The sequence below is a fragment of the Gillisia sp. Hel1_33_143 genome, from assembly GCF_900104765.1.
Lineage (GTDB): Bacteria > Bacteroidota > Bacteroidia > Flavobacteriales > Flavobacteriaceae > Gillisia.
The window spans coordinates 281,947-300,808 of record NZ_LT629737.1 but is presented as its reverse complement, the minus strand read 5'-3'; the positions used below and the strand labels follow the sequence as shown (position 1 = coordinate 300,808).

General features: G+C 35.1%; 16 protein-coding genes and 1 pseudogene. 16 read left to right on the top strand and 1 reads right to left on the bottom strand.

Going from position 1 to position 18,862, the window contains the following annotated elements:
• The first annotated feature begins 76 nt into the window (after window positions 1–76).
• Both BLT84_RS01375 and BLT84_RS01370 read left to right on the top strand, forming a co-directional pair.
• Window positions 77–2,023 (top strand): FTR1 family protein, encoded by a 1,947-nt coding sequence (locus BLT84_RS01375; protein WP_091262362.1) that lies wholly within the window; start codon window positions 77–79, stop codon window positions 2,021–2,023.
• Between the two features lie 3 nt (window positions 2,024–2,026).
• A pseudogene (locus tag BLT84_RS01370) lies at window positions 2,027–2,345 on the top strand (heavy metal translocating P-type ATPase); the annotation flags it as partial.
• Between the two features lies 1 nt (window position 2,346).
• Here the strand turns inward: BLT84_RS01370 and BLT84_RS01365 are convergent.
• Window positions 2,347–3,396, bottom strand: a complete 1,050-nt coding sequence (locus BLT84_RS01365; protein ID WP_091262360.1) for a DUF4238 domain-containing protein — start codon at window positions 3,394–3,396, stop codon at window positions 2,347–2,349.
• 410 nt (window positions 3,397–3,806) lie between these two features.
• Between BLT84_RS01365 and BLT84_RS01360 the strand changes: the two genes are divergently transcribed.
• The 14 genes from BLT84_RS01360 (at window position 3,807) to BLT84_RS01290 (ending at window position 18,423) form a co-directional block, all read left to right on the top strand.
• Complete coding sequence (locus BLT84_RS01360; protein WP_091262358.1) at window positions 3,807–4,574, top strand: DUF6577 family protein; 768 nt, start codon at window positions 3,807–3,809, stop codon at window positions 4,572–4,574.
• Window positions 4,567–5,670, top strand: a complete 1,104-nt coding sequence (locus BLT84_RS01355) for a nucleotidyl transferase AbiEii/AbiGii toxin family protein (RefSeq protein ID WP_091262356.1) — start codon at window positions 4,567–4,569, stop codon at window positions 5,668–5,670. The genes BLT84_RS01360 and BLT84_RS01355 overlap by 8 nt, the downstream gene beginning before the upstream one ends.
• Before the next feature lie 105 nt (window positions 5,671–5,775).
• Window positions 5,776–6,972, top strand: a complete 1,197-nt coding sequence (locus tag BLT84_RS16190; RefSeq protein WP_197676599.1) for an NERD domain-containing protein — start codon at window positions 5,776–5,778, stop codon at window positions 6,970–6,972.
• A gap of 544 nt (window positions 6,973–7,516) precedes the next feature.
• The gene (locus BLT84_RS01340; protein ID WP_091262354.1) at window positions 7,517–9,907 is read left to right on the top strand and encodes a TonB-dependent receptor; all 2,391 of its coding nucleotides are present in this window, start codon (window positions 7,517–7,519) and stop codon (window positions 9,905–9,907) included.
• Between the two features lie 76 nt (window positions 9,908–9,983).
• Window positions 9,984–11,063 (top strand): PepSY-associated TM helix domain-containing protein, encoded by a 1,080-nt coding sequence (locus BLT84_RS01335; RefSeq protein ID WP_091262352.1) that lies wholly within the window; start codon window positions 9,984–9,986, stop codon window positions 11,061–11,063.
• A gap of 761 nt (window positions 11,064–11,824) precedes the next feature.
• Window positions 11,825–11,959: a hypothetical protein gene (locus BLT84_RS16295; protein WP_262490139.1), complete on the top strand. Its 135-nt coding sequence runs from the start codon at window positions 11,825–11,827 to the stop codon at window positions 11,957–11,959.
• Between the two features lie 21 nt (window positions 11,960–11,980).
• Window positions 11,981–12,325, top strand: coding sequence for a single-stranded DNA-binding protein (locus BLT84_RS01325; RefSeq protein WP_091262347.1), 345 nt, complete (start codon window positions 11,981–11,983; stop codon window positions 12,323–12,325).
• Window positions 12,326–12,400: 75 nt separating this feature from the next.
• A complete protein-coding gene (locus BLT84_RS01320; protein WP_091262344.1) occupies window positions 12,401–12,781 on the top strand; it encodes a DUF6876 family protein in 381 nt (126 codons plus the stop codon).
• Window positions 12,782–12,792: 11 nt separating this feature from the next.
• The gene (locus BLT84_RS01315; RefSeq protein ID WP_091262342.1) at window positions 12,793–12,990 is read left to right on the top strand and encodes a hypothetical protein; all 198 of its coding nucleotides are present in this window, start codon (window positions 12,793–12,795) and stop codon (window positions 12,988–12,990) included.
• A 615-nt stretch (window positions 12,991–13,605) separates the two neighbouring features.
• Window positions 13,606–13,986, top strand: a complete 381-nt coding sequence (locus BLT84_RS01310; protein ID WP_091262341.1) for a BfmA/BtgA family mobilization protein — start codon at window positions 13,606–13,608, stop codon at window positions 13,984–13,986.
• A gap of 11 nt (window positions 13,987–13,997) precedes the next feature.
• Complete coding sequence (gene mobB, locus BLT84_RS01305) at window positions 13,998–15,029, top strand: MobB family relaxase (RefSeq protein ID WP_091262339.1); 1,032 nt, start codon at window positions 13,998–14,000, stop codon at window positions 15,027–15,029.
• A gap of 111 nt (window positions 15,030–15,140) precedes the next feature.
• Window positions 15,141–16,607 (top strand): type IV secretory system conjugative DNA transfer family protein, encoded by a 1,467-nt coding sequence (locus BLT84_RS01300; RefSeq protein WP_231929527.1) that lies wholly within the window; start codon window positions 15,141–15,143, stop codon window positions 16,605–16,607.
• A 110-nt stretch (window positions 16,608–16,717) separates the two neighbouring features.
• The gene (locus BLT84_RS01295; RefSeq protein WP_091262335.1) at window positions 16,718–17,443 is read left to right on the top strand and encodes a DUF6088 family protein; all 726 of its coding nucleotides are present in this window, start codon (window positions 16,718–16,720) and stop codon (window positions 17,441–17,443) included.
• A complete protein-coding gene (locus BLT84_RS01290) occupies window positions 17,443–18,423 on the top strand; it encodes a nucleotidyl transferase AbiEii/AbiGii toxin family protein (protein ID WP_091262334.1) in 981 nt (326 codons plus the stop codon). Before BLT84_RS01295 ends, BLT84_RS01290 begins: the two co-directional genes overlap by 1 nt.
• Window positions 18,424–18,862: the final 439 nt, after the last annotated feature.

The window sequence follows — 18,862 nt, the reverse complement described above, 5'->3', positions numbered from 1 at the left end:
ATAGTGATTTACAAAATATGATACCTTTGTTTATATTTAGTCTAAATAACAATAGTTAATTTTTTATACTTTCCCAATGATATCAAACCATTCAATCCCTTCATATTTTCTATATGTTTTTATATTTTTCTCGGCTCTTCAGATTTCCGCCAAGGATAAGGATACTAGTATTCAAAGTGTAATCCACCTTCTGGACTATCTTTCAAAAGATTATCCAACGGCGGTAAGGGATGGCAGGGTACTCGATAAGGCGGAATATGCCGAAATGCAGGAGTTTAGCGCAAAGATATTCAATTTGGCCAAAGCGATAAACCTGCCTTCCGAGTCCGGCCAGTCTATTCTTTCTGACTTAAATGATCTAAAAAACCTTGTCCAGGATAAAGCTCCCAGCAAAAAAGTCAAGGACTTAGCAGAAAAATCAAAATGGGCGATCATTAAAGTGACCGGTTATGAAGTTGCTCCCCAAAATTGGCCGGGTATATCAAATGGCCAAAGCCTGTATTTGCTGAACTGTGTTCAATGCCACGGGCTAAAAGGCGCTGGAAATGGAAGTTTAGCAATCGGGTTAAAACCGGCACCGGCAAATTTTTTAAATGATTCCCTAATGTCTGACTTGTCCCCGTTTGAAGCTTATAATACGGTAAAACTGGGCGTGGAAGGGACGGCTATGCGCGCATTTACAGAACTGAGCGATAAGGAAGCCTGGGATTTGGCCTTTTATGTCAAATCACTACGGTTTCAAAAACAAAAAATAGATTCCGTAAACCTAAAAAAAATATTCAATCAGGAATATGGTAACATCTCCCTAAAAGAAGTTGCCACCTTATCCGATAATGAATTATCGAACAAACTCGGTTCAGATATGCAGGGACAAAAAAAGCTGAAAGCGTTAAGGGCTTTTTCCCCTTCGGAAAAACTATCGCAATCCAGTTTAAGCATCGCGAGGGATTATCTTTATCAAGCATTGGCAAGCTATAAAAATGGCAATAAAGACGAATCACGCCAAAAAGCTCTTGCTGCCTATTTGGAAGGAATTGAACCTGTAGAAGTGCGCCTAAAAGCAAACGACCCTGAATTTACCTCGCAATTGGAGCAAAAAATGATGGACGTAAGGCAGACGATTGAACAAGGCGAAAATCCAAAAGAGGTCGAAAACAAAATAAATAGTGCACTCTCAACAATTGACAGTGCCCAAAAAATGATGGACGATGAAAAGATTAATTACTGGTTGTCTTTCTTTTTATCCGCATCTATTATGTTACGGGAAGGACTGGAAGCCTTTTTGATCATTGCCCTTATCTTGGCACTAATACGCAGTACACCAGGGGCAAAAAAAGCTTTACCTTATATTCACGGGGGATGGATAATTGCCATTCTAATGGGGGTGGCAGGATGGTTCCTTTCAGATTGGATTATTGGCATAAGTGGACAGAATAGGGAGATAATGGAGGGGATGATCTCTTTGATAGCGGTTATTGTACTTGCCTTTGTCGGTTTTTGGCTACATAACCATTCCCATTCCAAAAAGTGGAAAGAGTTTATTGAAAAAAAGGTTGTGGCACAATTGAAGGGCGAAAAAATGATTGGGCTGGCCTTCTTTTCATTTATGGTTGTTTTTCGCGAAGCTTTTGAATCAATCCTTTTTCTACAGGCAATTGGATTGGAAACCCAAGCAGGCGACCAATCATCTATCGGGTTTGGTGTTTTGGCAGCTTTCGCTTTGATAGGATTAATTGCCTTTATTTTCCTGAAATATTCCAAAAAAATACCTGTCAGGCTACTTTTTAGGTATTCTTCTTGGATAATAACCCTTTTGGCTGTAATCCTTATCGGCAAGGGTGTCCACGCCATTCAGGAGGCTGGATGGCTTTCTATAACCGGCTTTCCGGTTACCCTTAAGATTGATTGGTTGGGAATCTATCCTACATTGGAAAGTCTGGTATCACAACTGGTTTTACTTGGGATTCTAATGTTGCTTTATTACCTGAGCAATTATAGAAATAGAGTAATCAAAATTAAATAGGGCAACATAACACCTGGTTTGGCAACTAGCGATGTGGATATTGCAATGGTGTGTTTTGGGCAGTGATGTGGCCATCGAAACGGCAGATGTTATTATCCAGACAGACCAACCTTCCAAAATAGCGAGAGCCATCAAAATAGGGCGTTTTACAAGACGTATCGTTTGGCAAAACATATGTCTTGCTTTTGGAGTGAAGGCCCTAGTGTTAATTTTAGGTGCAGTAGGAATGGCAACTATGTGGGGAGCTGTTTTTGCTGATGTTGGTGTAGCTTTATTGGCGATAATAAATGCTGTACGGTTGCAGAAAATGAAATGGGAATAATTTATCTTTTATTGCGATAGCTTTCATCCCTAATTTCTGAATAGCAGCCTGACAACTTATAAGATTTAGCATGCTGGGTTTGTTTAACAAAAGATAAGTTAAGGTTAAGCATATAAGGTGTTTTATGATGTTGAACTATGACCGATTTAGTTTCATCATAGTTTGTAACGGGATCATAATATTTCAATTCCAGTTTCTTTTGATTTTTGAATTTGTTGGAATTTTCCAGCAATTGTTCAAAATGAAAATCAGTTACATTGTTTGTGGAATACAAAACCTTATTTGCATATAAACAGGTTAAAAGATTTAAAACTCCAACATCTTTTTCATTTATTACTATCTGACTGAATTGTTTTCTATTTCCCACTTTATATATTTTGGGGTCGTACATTAATAGCATCAAATCTGGAGCTAATGGATATAGAATCTGTAAACCTTTGCTTGCCATACCATTGTGTCCATAAGGAAATTTCCTGGATTCTAAGAATTGATTGTATTTGGAAACTGGGTTATCACTGGTTATAATTTCTTCAGTAGTTTTATTAAGAAGTAGCTTTATTTGCATATCTCTCATCATTGGTAGGCTCTTAAGTAAAATGTCCATTGTTTTTTCAATTGCATCATCGTAAGCAAAGAAATAATTGTCATATTCAAAATCTTTGAATTGAGATTCAAATTTCATTGCAGTTTTCATTGTTTTATCAATTATATCATTGAACTCATCTGCATGTGCTCGCGTGCGATAGGCTTGAAGTAAAATAAATAGCCAGATCCAATAGTAGTCATCGGAGTTGTTTTTAGGTAAAGTTTTCGTTTTAACTACTTCCTTTAGAATAACAGAGGTGGTATCCTCAATGGTTCCAAACCATTTTTCTCTTTCTAAATCCTTACCATAAAAATATGATTCTTGTGCTTGGCTCACTAAATCTGCTTGTTGAATAATTTCACCTGATTTTTTTAAACATAATTTTATGTGCTTTTGATTATGCTTAATACTGAAAAATTTCAAATAAAATTTTGGAACATAATGTTGTTTCTTTTTTTCGGACATAAAAATCTTAATAGATCACCAATTTAAATATTCTTAATCTTTTCATCCTTTTTGATATGAATATTTTTCCCATTCGATTCCACTCAGCCCATTCCCCTACGTTCCTCAGAAAAAGCTACATTTCGGGGAAAGAGCTTCATTACAAAAGTCTTGGGCAAAACTCCAAAGCTTCCATTTCCATTGCGTTTATCCTGCCGCGAAAAAAGCAGCAACGCTTCATTCCTAATCAACACTTTTATTGTTTAGTCTGCTTTAAACAACATTTCTATCGATGGTTTTAGTTATTGTTTTTTTCAAAGATAGTATTAATAATTTCAAATATTTACCACTTTATTTATATAGTGGCAATAATTAGTTTTCAAATATTCGCCACTTTTTTGTACTTTTGGTAAAGTTTTGATATAGAGATTATGCCAAAGATTGTAGAAAATAAGCTTATAGAAGCATTTAAGGAACGTGGTTCTTTTGATAGGGATGAACTATTTCAGTTCTATCTGGACTTTGAACCGGATTTGAAGGAAAGCACCTTTAGTTGGCGAATTTATGACCTGAAGAAAAAGGACATCATCAAAACTATTGGTCGTGGGTTGTATATCATATCCTATAAACCCAAGTATAGACCAGTACTGTCTGATAGCGTTCTAAAAATAGCAAGTAAGACCAATGAACGGTTTAAGGAAATCCAATATGCTATATGGGAAAACCAATGGTTCAATGAATTTACACAGCATCAGGTATCCAATCAAATGATTGTGGTGGAAGTGGAAAAGGAATTTACAGAATCGCTCTACTATTATCTAAATGATTCATTGAAAATGGATTTTTTCTTGAATCCCGATGACAAGGAAATTGAATTCTACATTTCCGAGAGTGCTGTCCCCGTGGTCATAAAACGTCTCGTTACAAGAGCACCGATAAGCAAGCTGAAAGATAAAAAAAATGTAGTTCCCATTGCCACGCTTGAAAAAATAATGGTGGACTTGTTTGCAGATGAAAACCTGTTCCATTTTTACCAAGGCTCTGAACTTATAAACATTTATGAAAAGATACTTGAACGATACAGCATTAATTTCACAAAGCTTTTTAGCTATGCGAAAAGACGAAAGAAAGAACAGGAAATCAAGCAGTTTATCAATAACCACATACCGAATATTTTAGAGAATATAATCAATGATTGAAAACAAAAGCTTCACAAAGGAATGGTTGGATATTTTCCGGTCAAAAAAAGAACATAAAGGCATTAACGTAACCATTCTAGAAAAAATGGTTCACGCATTTTCTTTATTAGAACATCTAAAGATAGAAGGGCTTGATTTTGTCTTTAAAGGCGGCACATCACTCGTGCTTTTACTTGAAGAAGGCAATCGGTTTTCAATAGATATCGATATTATTTCGAGTGTAGAGCGTGACCCATTGGAAAAAATTCTTGATGCGGTTGTTGCCAACTCACATTTTAAAAGCCATACTTTGAATGAACGTCGAAGCTACAAAGAAGGCGTTCCAAAGGCACATTATACTTTTGAATTTGATTCAGATTACAACCCGAACGTTCCAGGAACTATTCTTTTGGATGTTCTTTTTGACAGTCCACATTATCCAGAACTTATAGAATCTTCAGTTGAGATTTCGTGGCTATCGATTGCTAAACCTATAATATCAATTGCCACACCTTCGGTAAATTCCATCTGTGGCGATAAGCTTACTGCTTTTGCACCAGAGACCATCGGTATTCCCTATTATAAGGGCGACCAGTTATTTACAATGGAAATCTGTAAGCAATTGTTCGATTTAGGGAAGTTGTTTGAAAATATTACGGATATGTCTATCGTTAAAGCAAGTTTTTCCGCTTTCTCAAAAGCAGAACTATCTTATCGAAGTTCCGATAAAGATTTTAGTAGCAAAAATTTAAAAGAAAAAGATGTATTATGGGATTCCTTAAACACCTGTGCAATCATAGCCAGAAGAGAACGCAATCCAACAGCCGAAACCAAAAAAAAATTTACTGATTTGAACTTGGGTATACGAAGTTTTGGAAGTGCTTTTCTTATGACAGGACATTTCAGGATAGAAGAGGCAATGGCAGCTTCGGCGAGAGTAGCTTATTTGAATGCACTTTTATTACAGCCCGAAATTACTGAAATTGAATATTATGAAGGACAGGATATATCTACACTTACTATAGAAAAAGAGGATTGGTTATTCTTGAACAAATTAAAACGACAACCAGATAAAACCATCTTTTATTATTGGTACAAGGCAGTGGAATTATTATAAGTATAAAAAAAGGAGGCTAATCAGGTCATAGTATTGTAAGCCTTCCTAAAACATACCACACCTAACTAAACAAAAAACTTAAGGAACAGGATTAATTAAGATATAATGACACCTTCAGAAAAATACGTAGCGAATTTATGTAAGAAGTCTTTTTTACCATTTTGGAGTTTTCCAAATCCGTTGGGCAAGAAAGACAAAGAGTTATGTGATGTTCTTGTTGTATGCGGTAACACAATCATTTTGATATCTGTTAAAGATATCCAAGTATCAAATCATAAAGATAAAAGTATTCAGTATACAAGGTGGGTTAAAAAGGCTGTGGACGATTCAATTCAACAGCTTTATGGAGCAGAAAGGTTTTTGAAAAATATTAAAGAAATAAAATTAAAAAACCGTATTACAAAGGTTAAGCTACCAGATAAAAAATTGCAAACCATTTATAGAATTGCAATTGCCTTTGGAAGTGAATATGATTTTCCGTTACCAATGGGAATAAATAAGAGGGGTTTTATACACGTATTTGACGAAAAGTCAACAGCAACTATTATAAGTGAACTTGATACAATAACTGATTTTACAAGATACCTGGAAGTAAAGGAAAGTTTTCTTTCTTCGAATCATATGTTACTTCCAGAAGAAACCGATTTTTTTGCCCTTTATATCCAAACAGGGCTTGAATTTGATTATCCAGTCGATGCAGTAGCTGGTTCAGGTGGACTTTGGGAAAGTTATATTAAGTCAGAAGATTATAGTGATTGGAGAAAACGTATTATACCGAGTTTTATTTGGGATTATATGATAACCCAATTACACGAATATCATATAAATAAAACAACAAATAGCCAGCAAATTCAAGATTTAGAAAATGCAATCCGAATAATAAACCAAGAGGACAGAATACACAGAACTGAACTAGGTTTAGCCCTTGATAATGCCATTAAAAAGAAATCAATTGGTAGAATGCTTCTTCCACAGCCAGGTGCTAAACATATGTATGTATTTATGCCTCTAACCCAAAAAAATTGGGAGGGAAAAGAGAAAGAGTTAGAGTTGAGATGTATTGTTGCACGATATTTAAATCCCTCCGTAGATACAATTATTGGAATAGGTATTGGTTCAAACGGTAAAGATGAAAGTGTGTATGATATCTGCTATCACTACATTCCTGAAATCACTGATGAATTTATAAAAAATGCAAAAGAAATACAGCAGAAGCTAGGATATTTTAAAAATCCAACACAATCCCATAATTCCGAATATTCAGTAGAAAACTTTAATGGATTTGGAATTAACAATCCATAATTTCCAAATTATGAATTGATAATCTGTTGTCATAATGGTGCTTTGACTTTAACAATATTGATTGTTCAAATCAACATTCAGCCCATTCCCCTACATTCCACAGAAAAAGCTACATTTCGGGAAAAGCGCTTCATTATAAAAGTCTCGGGCAAAACTCCAAAGCTTCCTATTTGCATTCCACTTGTCCGCTTGTTCCCGAGAAAAGGCGGGAAGCGGCCAAACTCCATTCCAATCTACATGATTGAAGTCTAGTCCACTTTAGTTTTTACTTAACACGTTTAATTCATTTTCAAAACCCGGTCAGCACATTGCCGCTGTATTTCGCGAAAAGCTACATTCCGGGAGAAGAGCTTCCCTACATAGGGCTGGGGCACACTTCATATACTTAGATCTTCTTTTCATTTATTCTATTCAAATATTTACAGAGGCTGCAATCCCTTTTTATTCTTTTAAAAAAAGTTATAAAAAAAGGAAAAACTTCCTTGCCAAATTAAAATTAGGCATATATATTTGTCATTATTTTTAATAAATCTAAATAAGAATAATGAAATATTTTACTTTATCAGCTTTGATGCTTCTTAGCGTATGTGTATTTTCCCAATCTGGATCTGGATTAAAAGGCGAAATTAAAAATGAATTAAATGAACCTCTTGCCGGAGCCACAATTTATCTACAGGAATTACAAAAAGGAACCACAACAGATTTCGACGGATTTTATACTTTAAAAAATATTCCCAAAGGAACTTGGACAGTAACAGTGAGAATGTTAGGTTATCAAACCAAAAAAGAAAAGGTAGTATTTACTACCGATAACATCCAAACTTATAGTACCACATTAAAGGAAGATTACGGTAATCTGGACGAAGTTGTAATCTCTGCAAGCCGAAATCCAGAATATCTTTCTGAAATTCCTGCTTCCATCACTGTTGTTAATTCTGCGAAACTTAAAGAATTCACCAAATTAACATCCAATATTAATGAAATTTTAGCGTATACAGTGCCAGGACTTGCTGTGAGCACTGGAACTTCCTCCAATTGGGGGCAAACTTTAAGAGGCCGGTCCTTACTGGTAATGGTAGATGGAATTCCTCAATCTACCCCATTACGAAATGGACTATTAGGAATTAAAAGTATAAATCCTAATGATATAAACAGGGTTGAAGTCATTAAAGGGGCAACTTCGATATTCGGAAATGGTGGTAATGGAGGCTTTATTAACTATATCACTAAGAGCCCGACTACTATTGAGAAAATAAGCGGAACGACCGAAATTTGGGGAACCTCCCAACTTTCTAATTCAGAAAATGCGCTGGGATACGGTGTTTATCAATCCTTTACTGGCCAGCTTAATAAATTTAATTATTATGTTAGTGGAAGTGTAGAGCATACAGGAAATAAATATGATGCAGAAGGTGCGCCCCTTCTTCCAACGTATGGTCTCGATAATACGAATATTTATAGTACCTATGCTAAGCTTGAGTATTTGCTTTCTGAAAATCAAAAATTGACTATAAACGGAAATCTTTATAAATCGCTCCAAGACTCCCCTTTTATCCCAGTATTTGCAGAGGTTCAGGTATTTAATGAAGATGGAGACTATGCCTTGCAGCCAGGCTTCGGTATCGAAGGTTCAATTCCAGAAGAGCAACCTACAGGTTCCCAATTACTAAATGGGAGATTGAAATATAATTTAAATTCCATTTTTTCTGGGACCACAGATTTTGAAACTGACCTGTATTATTCGAAAGCCAAGAGTATTTTCTTTTATTCTGATAAATTTGAAAATGGCGGACAATCTGTTATCAATTCAGAAAAATATGGTTTAAGACCTAATTTCAATACTCGAATCAATTTATTTAATGGTTCTGATATCTCATTTATCTATGGACTGGATCTATTAAGGGATGAAACTAATCAGGGTTTGATAGATGGAAGATTGTGGGTGCCAAATATTGAACTTATGAGTGTTGCACCATATCTACAAACTACTTTGAAATTGGACAAAAAGTGGACGTTTAAAGCAGGAATACGTTACGATGATTTGAAAATGGATATTGCCAATTATAACACTCTTCCGTATTCGCCTAAGGGAGATGGTAATTTTAATCCTTCGGTTTCAGTTGAAGGAGGGAAGCTTGCATTCGATAATCTTGCGTTTAATTTAGGACTAAGATATATTGAACACGATGAATTTATTCCATATATAAGTTATTCTCAAGGCTTTTCCATAGCCGATTTAGGTTCTATTTTAAGATCTGCAAGAGCTGAAAGTATAGACAATATTCAACTAGAACCAGCGGTTACCAATAATTATGAATTCGGATTTATTTCGAAATTTAATAATCTTCGCATAGAGGCTGTTGGATACTACAGTACCTCAAATTTAGGCACCGGAGTTGTATTTAGTGATGAGGTAAATTCATTTATACCGTCAGAACAACCGCAAAAAATATTCGGTGGGGAGCTAGCAGTAGACTATGCTTTTCCAAACAATAAATTAATTTTGGGAGCTTCGTATTCTTATGTGGAAGGACTTAAAAACCCTAAAGGAGATGAAAACAACTTAAGTTATGTTGGTGGCGATGTTATTTCTGCTCCCAAATTAACAGCTTATGTCACTTGGAGCCCAACTGAAAAGATAAGTACTTCTTTGAGGATTTTAAATTTGGGAGATCGAAAAAGGTTTGATCCGTTTCAGGATGCAGAAGGTAATTTTGCTTTTAGACATACGGAGTTTCCAGTTAATGGGTATACGATAGTCAATCTATCGGCGACTTATCAAATAAAGAGCAATATTGATGTTTCTTTAGGAATAAACAACCTTTTAAACGAGTATTATTTGCCCGCAAGATCGCAGTGGGCTGCTCCATTAAGATCTTTTAGTGTAGTAGGAGAAGGAGCTAATGCCCGTCTTGGTGTAACTTATAATTTTTAAATATTGGATGCCTTTGTTTATAAATTTCAATTCATAAACAAAGGCAATTCAACTTCACAAACAAAATTATTACTTGATGCTTTTCTCAAAAATAGTTAATAAATTTCATCTTTATTTAGGATTGTCTTGCGGTATTTTAGCTTCCATATCTGGTCTCACTGGTTCTATGTATGTATGGCAGCCAGAGATAACAGCCGATTTAAATCCAAATTTACTGAAGGTAGATTCTATAGAAAATATTTCGGAAGAAGAACTTCTAAAAACTTCATTGGCTCTATATGAAAATCAAAAGGATACAGTAGCTAAAATATTCCTTCCTTATCGAGAACAGCAGACTATTTCTATTGTTTATAATAATGGCCAAACTCTTTATTATCATCCAAAAAATGGAAAAGTTCTAGGCCAAAAATCAGCTTCCATATCATTTTTCGAGGATTTATTGAATATTCATCGCACCCTTGGGATTCCTAAAATTGGTAAATACATTGTAGGTGGAAGTGCGCTTTTGTTTTTCCTTTTTCTCTTAACATCTGGACTGTTTTTATGGTGGAAAAAATACAAGTTGAATTTTAATAAAGGGATTAAGATTAAATGGAAACGAAATAGAAAAAGATTTAACTACGATGTTCATAAAACACTTGGCTTCCTCTTTTTCTTGCCTTTACTTATTATGGCCTTTTCTGGTGGGTATTTTACTTATAACACCTATTATAAAGAGGGTTTTAAGTTGGTAGATACTATTAGCGCAAACAACACACTTAAAAAAAGGATTGAAGTAGGAAGTGCTTTAGATGTAAAGGACTTATTGAAGAATCCAGACAAACAATATTCACTGCGAGCAATTTATTTGCCTAAAGATCCAAATGATGCATATCAATTTAGGTACATAAAAGATCGGTTTATTGTTTCCGGTCTTAGAAAAACCAAGGAATTAAAAGTAGATCAAAATGATAAAGTTATTAATGAGACCTCCTTTGACAGCGACCCCATTAGTGAACAAATCGCAGCACAAATGTATCCAATCCATATTGGAGAGATCTCAGGCTTGTTGGGAAGGATTTTGGTTTTTATCTCAGGATTTGTTCCTATAATTCTATTTATTACCGGTCTGAGATTTTACTACTTTAGAGCGTATAAAAAGAACAATGGCCGTTAGCAATAATATTATAGTTACGATTCTTTATATTTTGTATTTAACACCCTTAACATCCGGATTTCAAGTAATTTTTTTAATCTGTGAATAACTTAATTTTCATAACCCGTTCAGCACATTCCCCTACATTGCGCAAAACGCTCCATTCCGGGAAAAGAGCTTCCCTACCCAGGTCTTGGACACAACTTCAAAGCTTCCGATTTCCATTCCACTTGTCCGCTAATTCCCGAAAAAGTCAGAAAGCGGACAAACTCCATTCCATCTCCATCTTTGAAGTCAAGTCCGCTTTAAATCCTACTTAACAAGAATAATCCGTTTTCAAAACCCGGTCAGCACATTGCCCTGCATTTCGCGAAAAGCTACATTCCGGGAAAAGAGCTTCTCTACACAGGTCTTGGACACAATCCCCAATTTCTACTTTCCATTCCACTAACCCGATCCGCTATGCTGGAACGGGACGCTTCATTCCCAATCCGAAATCGTGAATAGCGCCCGCTTTATTTGAATTCCATTTAATGATTTGGTACAGCTTCCTATGTTTTTGTACTTCACATAAACCTTTAGACCTACATCCGCACCCTCACTGTTATACCCTTTTTTTGACAGCAAAATACCAACATTTGGAAGTTGAACGGACTGCATAAACCGTTTCGCTGCGCTTCTCTCTTTATAAGTCCTTATCAATTCCAAATATTTCAACTGTATCAGCAACAAAAAAAGGTAACAGCGAGGGCGCTATGGAAAGTAAATCTAAAATGAATCTTATGAAATCTCACAAAAACATCAAAAAGGAAGCGGCACCAAAAAAAACAAAAAAGGAAAACGCTCCAGATATAATAAGTAAATCACTTCAAAAAAATATAAACGCAAACTGTCTGAATAGTTCAGATAGATTTTAATTAATCTTTAAATATTTTATTATGAGTACTTTAAAAAATCACGTACAGTTAATCGGAAATGTTGGACAAGAACCAACCATTACAAACCTTGAAAGCGGTAAGAAAGTAGCCCGTTTTTCACTCGCCACGAATGAATTTTATAAAAATGACAAAGGAGAGAAAACACAGACAACAGATTGGCACACCGTTGTAGCTTGGGGAAAGACTGCCGAAATTATCGAAAGATATGTAGGTAAGGGTAAAGAGGTAGGAGTTACAGGTAAACTTAAATCTCGTAACTATGAGGATAACGATGGTATAAAAAGATACGTTACCGAAATAGAAGCCAAAGAAATCCTTTTGCTTGGAAGTAAAAGCGATAGCTAATCATTAAAATTAAAGAGGGCGTTCCGTCGAAAGATGCGCCCTCTTTTTATTATCAACTCCTTAACAAAAAACAAAATGAAAGCACAAGTTAACGATATAAAAGAAGGATTACAACATTTTCACGGATCGGAAACGATATTTCAAATCCCATTATTGAGAACTCGATATACCAACGGACTAAAATATTTGGCGGAAGCTGCCGAATGTTTTTGGCTTATTACAGACACTTCCGTAATTGCAAAAAGTCTAATGGATCGAAGCGAATTTATTACCATAGATTTTAAAAGATTGTCCGAGGAAAAACAAGAATTTACAGGTTACGAAGCTGAAATTATTTATACGGATGGCAACAATACTATTTTGGAAAAACACGGGTATCGAGTAACAGATTTTCCGCTCGATGAATTACGGTTATTTTTTGTAAATGATACACTGATGTTACCTAGTGAATATTAAAATTTGAAGCTATGGTATATCTAAATTTTACAGACCTGAACGAGGAAGCTCAGAACCGACTTTTGGAAAATTCAAAGAAGGACGTGGAACGAAAATTTGGCGATAGCATTCGTAAATATGTAAGGGAAAATTATTCATGTTTTGAAACGACAATAGAGGAAGAAGCATTGAGAAATCTATATTCGTATACCTTCATATTCAACGTCTAATTTTTTAAAAATAATAATAAAACACCTCTGAACTTTCGGGGGTGTTTGTCATTTATTCAAGTCGTGAAAAACAATAATACAATTGTAAACAACAAATAACGCACTATGCGTATTTTGTAAAAAAAGGGAAAATCCGCTGTTACCTGAATTTTCCCTCTATTCCAGGTCGGAGGGAATGACCTGTACAATAAAGTTAAATTTTCTTTTGATTATTCAAAATATTTTATGGCAATTAATGTAGAATTCATATTTAAATAAAAAAATATGTATCTTTAAATAGCTGAAATTCAGCTTTTAATTTTATGTACGGTTATCCATTTTCTGACTTTCGCCGATAACCATACCCATCAAAAAAATAACATATCGGAAATTTATTTCCCTGAAATGGCAATTGGCTTTTAGCCAGATTGTACGAAATTTTTGTCCCGCTGGGCGGGACGAAAAGGAGTAGCAAGAGGGTAACACGCTACGCGATGTTAAGCACTCCTTTTTGTTTTCAAAACGCTGATAATCAGTTACTTGAAAAATATATAATTTCTTGACCTTCAGCAATTTGCGACAAATAGCCTGTAAGCCTTCATTTTTAGGGAAAGATTTGCGACAAATCGGCGAATTATGGACTCATTTATCGGAATTAGATTCAAAAAGGAAACAGCAAAACGTTTTCAAGAATTTTCAAGAACTCACTTTAAATCACACACCGAGGCGATAGCCACGATGCTTGATTTTTTCTTCTATAACGAAATCTCACCAAAGGAAAAACTGGGCCCGACTGGTAGAACAATAGAAGCTTCAATTAAAAAGCGGATCAATGCGGTAATTGCCATTATGAGGGATATGGAAAAAACGCAAACCAAGCCGACAGTTGCGATGATAGAATCCCTTTTTCAGACAGAAACACCAGCAAAAAAACCTTTGATTTTGGAGAAGAAATTTATCGAGGAAAAGAAGGAAGTACGCTTTCAAGAGAAGCGAAATCACAACAACGAACTTTAAATTTTTGAGCTATGTATATCACAATTACACCTCAAAAATTAGGAGGCACCTACTCACAAAGTTCAGCGGATTTTGTAGGATATCTGGAGAAAGAAAATCAAGGTTTGGAACAGGAAGAAATGGAAAACTTTTTCAATCAATATGGCGATGAGATTTCAGCAGAGGAAGTGGTAAAAGATATTGATGGAAATGGTGCCAAACTCAAAAAGACCGAACCGAAATTTTATTCGATTACTGTTAGTCCTTCAAAATATGAATTGAACAGATTACAAAACAGCAGCGAAGATCTAAAAAAATACACCCGTGAGCTGATGAAGGATTATGTTGCTTCCTTCAACCGGGAAATTAACGGACGTCCAATTAACATCGATGATATAAAATACTATGCAAAAATTGAACATCAAAGAACCTTTAAAGGAACTGACATACAGATAAGAGAAAATCAACCCTATGCTACGAAAATACTTCAGCTCAAAACGGAGATCCGAAATGTCGAGGAAGGTAGAAAAGAAGGAAATATAAAGGAGATGCAAAGTAAGCTTGCAAAACTAGAAAAAGAAGCCCCACATCAGCAAGATGGAAAACGGATCGTGCAGGGAATGCCAAAGGTTGGAAACCAGAGTCATATACATATCATCGTTAGTAGAAAGGATGCTTCAAATTCGGTGAGTCTTTCCCCTGGAAGTAAGCATAAAGCATCCGAAGTTGAAATGCACGGTAAGAATGTAAAACGTGGTTTTGACCGTGATAAATTTTTTGAGCGCGCTGAGAAAAGTTTTGATAAAACATTCGGCTACCAAAGAAATTTTGCAGAAACCTATAAGGCAAGAAAGGATTTTATTAAGAATCCCAAAGTCTATTTCGCGTCCCTGATGAAATTGCCAACCAATGAAAAAGCATTAGCATTCAAAATATTGGGCAAGACGGGCATTCCGATGATGTCAAGTATTCCAGTCACGCAAGCACAATTGGCAATGAAAGTTTTTAACAGGCTACGTCGAGGTGTCGAAGTGGCTATTAAATCAAGTTCCATAGGAATTTGACGAGATAATTAACTAAAATTAAATGTTATGAAAGCAAAAAATTTAATACTCTGTGTTCTTTATTATAGTTTCAAATACTATCTCCTGATTACCAATATTTCTATTTTGCTAATGATATTTCTTTTTAGCTATACCATAAATTCTGTATTAAGAGGAATGGTCTATCTAGCATGTCCACTAATCTTTTTGAATACGGTGTTATATGCATATTATTTTGATGGAAAGTTGATAGAAACAGTTCCAGAAAAATATAAGGTTAATTTTAAAACCTCAAAGAAAAGTTTTCAAATTGAAAATATCAGGAGGGGTGTTTCAGTTATTGGCTCTGCTGGAAGTGGAAAGACTGAAAGCGTTGTTTTCGGTTTTCTAAAACATTTTCAAAAGTATAAGTTCTGCGGAATTATCCATGATTACAAAGATTTTGAACTCACGGAAATGGCGTATCCACTTTTTAAAGATGGAGAAATTCCATTTAAGGTTATTTCCTTTGATAAAATCATCCATAAAGTAAATCCCATAGCCCCACGGTATTTGGAGAACGAGGAGAGCGTTAATGAAGTTTCACGGGTATTAATTGAAAACTTATTGGAACAAAGAGAATCTGGAACATCTGGAACGACAAAATTTTTCAACGATGCCGCCGAGGGATTAATTGGTGGATTAATTTGGAAACTGAAAACCTCTTATCCCGAATTCTGTACTTTACCACATTTAATAGCGATCTACCAATTTCTTGATACGGACAGCCTTATACAGTTTTTGGAAACAAATACGACATCGAGGGCAATGGCGGATGCGTTTATAAGTGGAAAAGATTCGGAACGGCAGACCGCTGGTGTAAAGAGCACTTTGGCCAATGCGCTAAAGCGAATTAGTACACAGCGTATTTTTATGACACTTTCAGCTGATGAAGTACCACTCAATATAAATAATCCTGAAAATCCATGCGTAATTTCAATCGTGAACAATCCAAAATTTGACACTTCGTATTCGCCTGTTATCGCTACGATCATCCATACGATCACTAAGCAGATGAGTGTCCGAAATAGCAAACCTTCTTTCCTACTCATGGAAGAGGCTCCTACCATTCGTTTATTGAATATGCACCGTATTCCTGCAACATTGCGAAGTTATGACATTGCCACGATCTATGTGATGCAGGACAAGATTCAAAATGATATGATGTATGGTGATAAAGCTAGCAAGGCGATTCTAAGTAATCTATCTTATCAGTTTTTCGGAAAGGTCAACGATCCAGACACCGCGAAATATTACGAACGATTCTTTGAGATAGTTAAAGATCCGACCAAAAGTGTAAGTCGAGGTTATAACCTAGATTTTGATACGCGCGTAACAACAGGAGAAAAGGAAATCCCTAAAATAAGAGCTGATGTTTTCTTTCGTTTAAAGCAAGGTGAATTTATTACCTATGCGGATGGGAAGGATAAAAAAGTTCAATTTAAGTTGCAGAAGATTGAGAGAGAACTTCCACGAGGTGCAAAAGAATTTTCTAATGCAGATTTGGAAGCTAATTTTGAAAGGATCTATGAGGAGGCTAGGTCTATTTTTAATAAATAATTTATTCACTAAATCTATAACTGAAATATTATTACTTCTAACTGTCAAGTAAAAAATGGAAAAAACTTGACAAATATTACTGTAATGAGTATCTTTGTCCTATCATAATTATGAATATAACAACATCAATAAAGAACAAAGTCGCTCGTATAGATACTGGAGAAGTATTTACATACGATACCTTATCTATTGCTCAAAGTGAATTTTCGGCAGCAGCAAAGGCTTTAAGCCGCATGGTTTCCAATGGCGTAATCAAGAGATATAAAAATGGAATGTACTATAAACCCAAACAAACCGCTTTTGGAGAACTAAAACCAAGAGAGGATGAATTGCTTAAAAATTATCTCTTTGAGAACGATAAACAAATTGCATACATAACCGGTGTTCGATTATATAACCATCTTGGATTGACCACCCAAGTTTCTAACGTTATGAGATTGGCAAGTAAGGATAAAGAGATAAAGACAAAAATTGGAAGCCTTGTAATAAAGCCTGCCAAGAGTTATATTTCTGTTACGAAAAAGAATGTACCTTTATTACAACTCTTGGACGTAATGAAAGATTTTAAGAACATTCCAGATATGGATAAAAAGTTAGGTATTGATTTTTTAAAGGAAAAGATTGATAAACTTTCCGATGCAGATAAAGACAAGTTAACCAGTTTTGCAAAAGCATACCCTCCAAAAGTTAGAGCTTTGTTGGGGGCACTTCTTGAAGCCCTTTCACTTGATCAATTGAGTCAATCACTTAAAGAAACAATTAATTATTTGAGCAGTTATGAATTTGGAATATCCGAAAAAACATTGCCTGCCATCACAAACTGGAACATCACTTAATGAAATTACACAACTATAAAAATGCCTTTGAAGGTGCCATTGTCGCCACTTCGGAACATCTTGGAATTTCAGAAATATATATTGAAAAGGATTATTGGGTGACCTATGCCCTAAAGCAAATATTTACAGATAAAAACACTAAAGATATTGCGGTTTTTAAAGGTGGAACATCCCTTTCTAAATGCTATGGAATAATAGATCGATTTTCGGAAGATATAGATTTGGTGGTCATACAGGAAGAGGACGAATCCGGGAATCTACTTAAGAAAAAATTAAAAACAGTTACAGAAGCAGTTAAACAACCGCTTAACTATGTTCCCGGACATCATTTGGAAAATAAGATGGGGAAAATTAGAAAACTTGTCTATGAATATGAAAAAGTTGGAGTTAAAGGCTCTTATGGTCAAATTCGCGACCAAATTGTATTGGAAGTTTCAAGTCTGGGAAATTCACAGCCATCCAAAAAGTTGAAAATCCAAACGATGATTGTAGAATTTATTGCGGCAACTAATAATACCGACTTAATTAGATTCTATGAACTAGAACCTTTTGAGGTGAATGCTCTTTCCATCGAGCGCACCTTTTGTGAAAAAATAATAAGCCTCGTCAGATTTTCGTATACCGAAAACCCTTTAGAGGATTTGACTAATAAAGTTCGTCACACCTACGATTTACACCAATTACTAAATCAAAGTAGGATCTCATCTTTTTTGAAATCGGATGATTTTGAAACAATGCTAATACAAGTAGGAAAAGATGATGACAAAGCCATACCCAACGATAAGGAATGGTTGTCCAAACATCCATCAGAATCTTTATTTTTTAGCGAAACCGAAAAAGTTTGGAAAACTTTGAGCAAAACTTATGCTGGCTCTTTTAAGGAGTTACTAACTGGAGATCTTCCTAATGAAAAGGATGTGCTACAATCATTGTTGAAGATTGGGTCAAGGCTTAAAGAGATAAAATGGAATATTAATTAAGTTATAATTGACAGAATAAAGGAGGTAACCGACAAGCGCATTAAAGATTTACAAAAAGTTCGCGATGTTAAAACTTATTTTCAGCACGATTTTGATTGTTCGCTTTTCCAAGATAAGAATCTTAACGATATAAGTAATTCCAAATAACACAAAGAACTATTTGTAAACCTAGGGACACTTACGGGTCCAATTTTATATTGGTTTGAAATACTTCCACCTACAACAAACGAAGATGTGAGATGTACTATTTCCTTACATAAACAATCCACAGAATCTAAATCAGTTCCTTTGCAATTAGAATTAGAGCAAAATAATGAAAAATAGTCAAAACTTTTAGGAATACGGGGTGCGCAGTGATTCCTAGCTTAAATGGATATTAAGAAATAAAATTATGAAGATGTCTCTTCGATTATAAATCTATCGTTGAGTAAGTCTGTTT

Coding starts and splice junctions, on each gene's coding strand:
- BLT84_RS01290 (WP_091262334.1), top strand. CDS start 17,443: ATGAAATTACACAACTATAAAAATGCCTTTGAAGGTGCCATTGTCGCC.
- BLT84_RS01355 (WP_091262356.1), top strand. CDS start 4,567: ATGATTGAAAACAAAAGCTTCACAAAGGAATGGTTGGATATTTTCCGG.
- BLT84_RS01325 (WP_091262347.1), top strand. CDS start 11,981: ATGAGTACTTTAAAAAATCACGTACAGTTAATCGGAAATGTTGGACAA.
- BLT84_RS01335 (WP_091262352.1), top strand. CDS start 9,984: ATGCTTTTCTCAAAAATAGTTAATAAATTTCATCTTTATTTAGGATTG.
- BLT84_RS01375 (WP_091262362.1), top strand. CDS start 77: ATGATATCAAACCATTCAATCCCTTCATATTTTCTATATGTTTTTATA.
- BLT84_RS16295 (WP_262490139.1), top strand. CDS start 11,825: ATGAAATCTCACAAAAACATCAAAAAGGAAGCGGCACCAAAAAAAACA.
- BLT84_RS01365 (WP_091262360.1), bottom strand. CDS start 3,396: ATGTCCGAAAAAAAGAAACAACATTATGTTCCAAAATTTTATTTGAAA.
- BLT84_RS01320 (WP_091262344.1), top strand. CDS start 12,401: ATGAAAGCACAAGTTAACGATATAAAAGAAGGATTACAACATTTTCAC.
- mobB (WP_091262339.1), top strand. CDS start 13,998: ATGTATATCACAATTACACCTCAAAAATTAGGAGGCACCTACTCACAA.
- BLT84_RS01310 (WP_091262341.1), top strand. CDS start 13,606: ATGGACTCATTTATCGGAATTAGATTCAAAAAGGAAACAGCAAAACGT.
- BLT84_RS01360 (WP_091262358.1), top strand. CDS start 3,807: ATGCCAAAGATTGTAGAAAATAAGCTTATAGAAGCATTTAAGGAACGT.
- BLT84_RS16190 (WP_197676599.1), top strand. CDS start 5,776: ATGACACCTTCAGAAAAATACGTAGCGAATTTATGTAAGAAGTCTTTT.
- BLT84_RS01340 (WP_091262354.1), top strand. CDS start 7,517: ATGAAATATTTTACTTTATCAGCTTTGATGCTTCTTAGCGTATGTGTA.
- BLT84_RS01315 (WP_091262342.1), top strand. CDS start 12,793: ATGGTATATCTAAATTTTACAGACCTGAACGAGGAAGCTCAGAACCGA.
- BLT84_RS01300 (WP_231929527.1), top strand. CDS start 15,141: ATGATATTTCTTTTTAGCTATACCATAAATTCTGTATTAAGAGGAATG.
- BLT84_RS01295 (WP_091262335.1), top strand. CDS start 16,718: ATGAATATAACAACATCAATAAAGAACAAAGTCGCTCGTATAGATACT.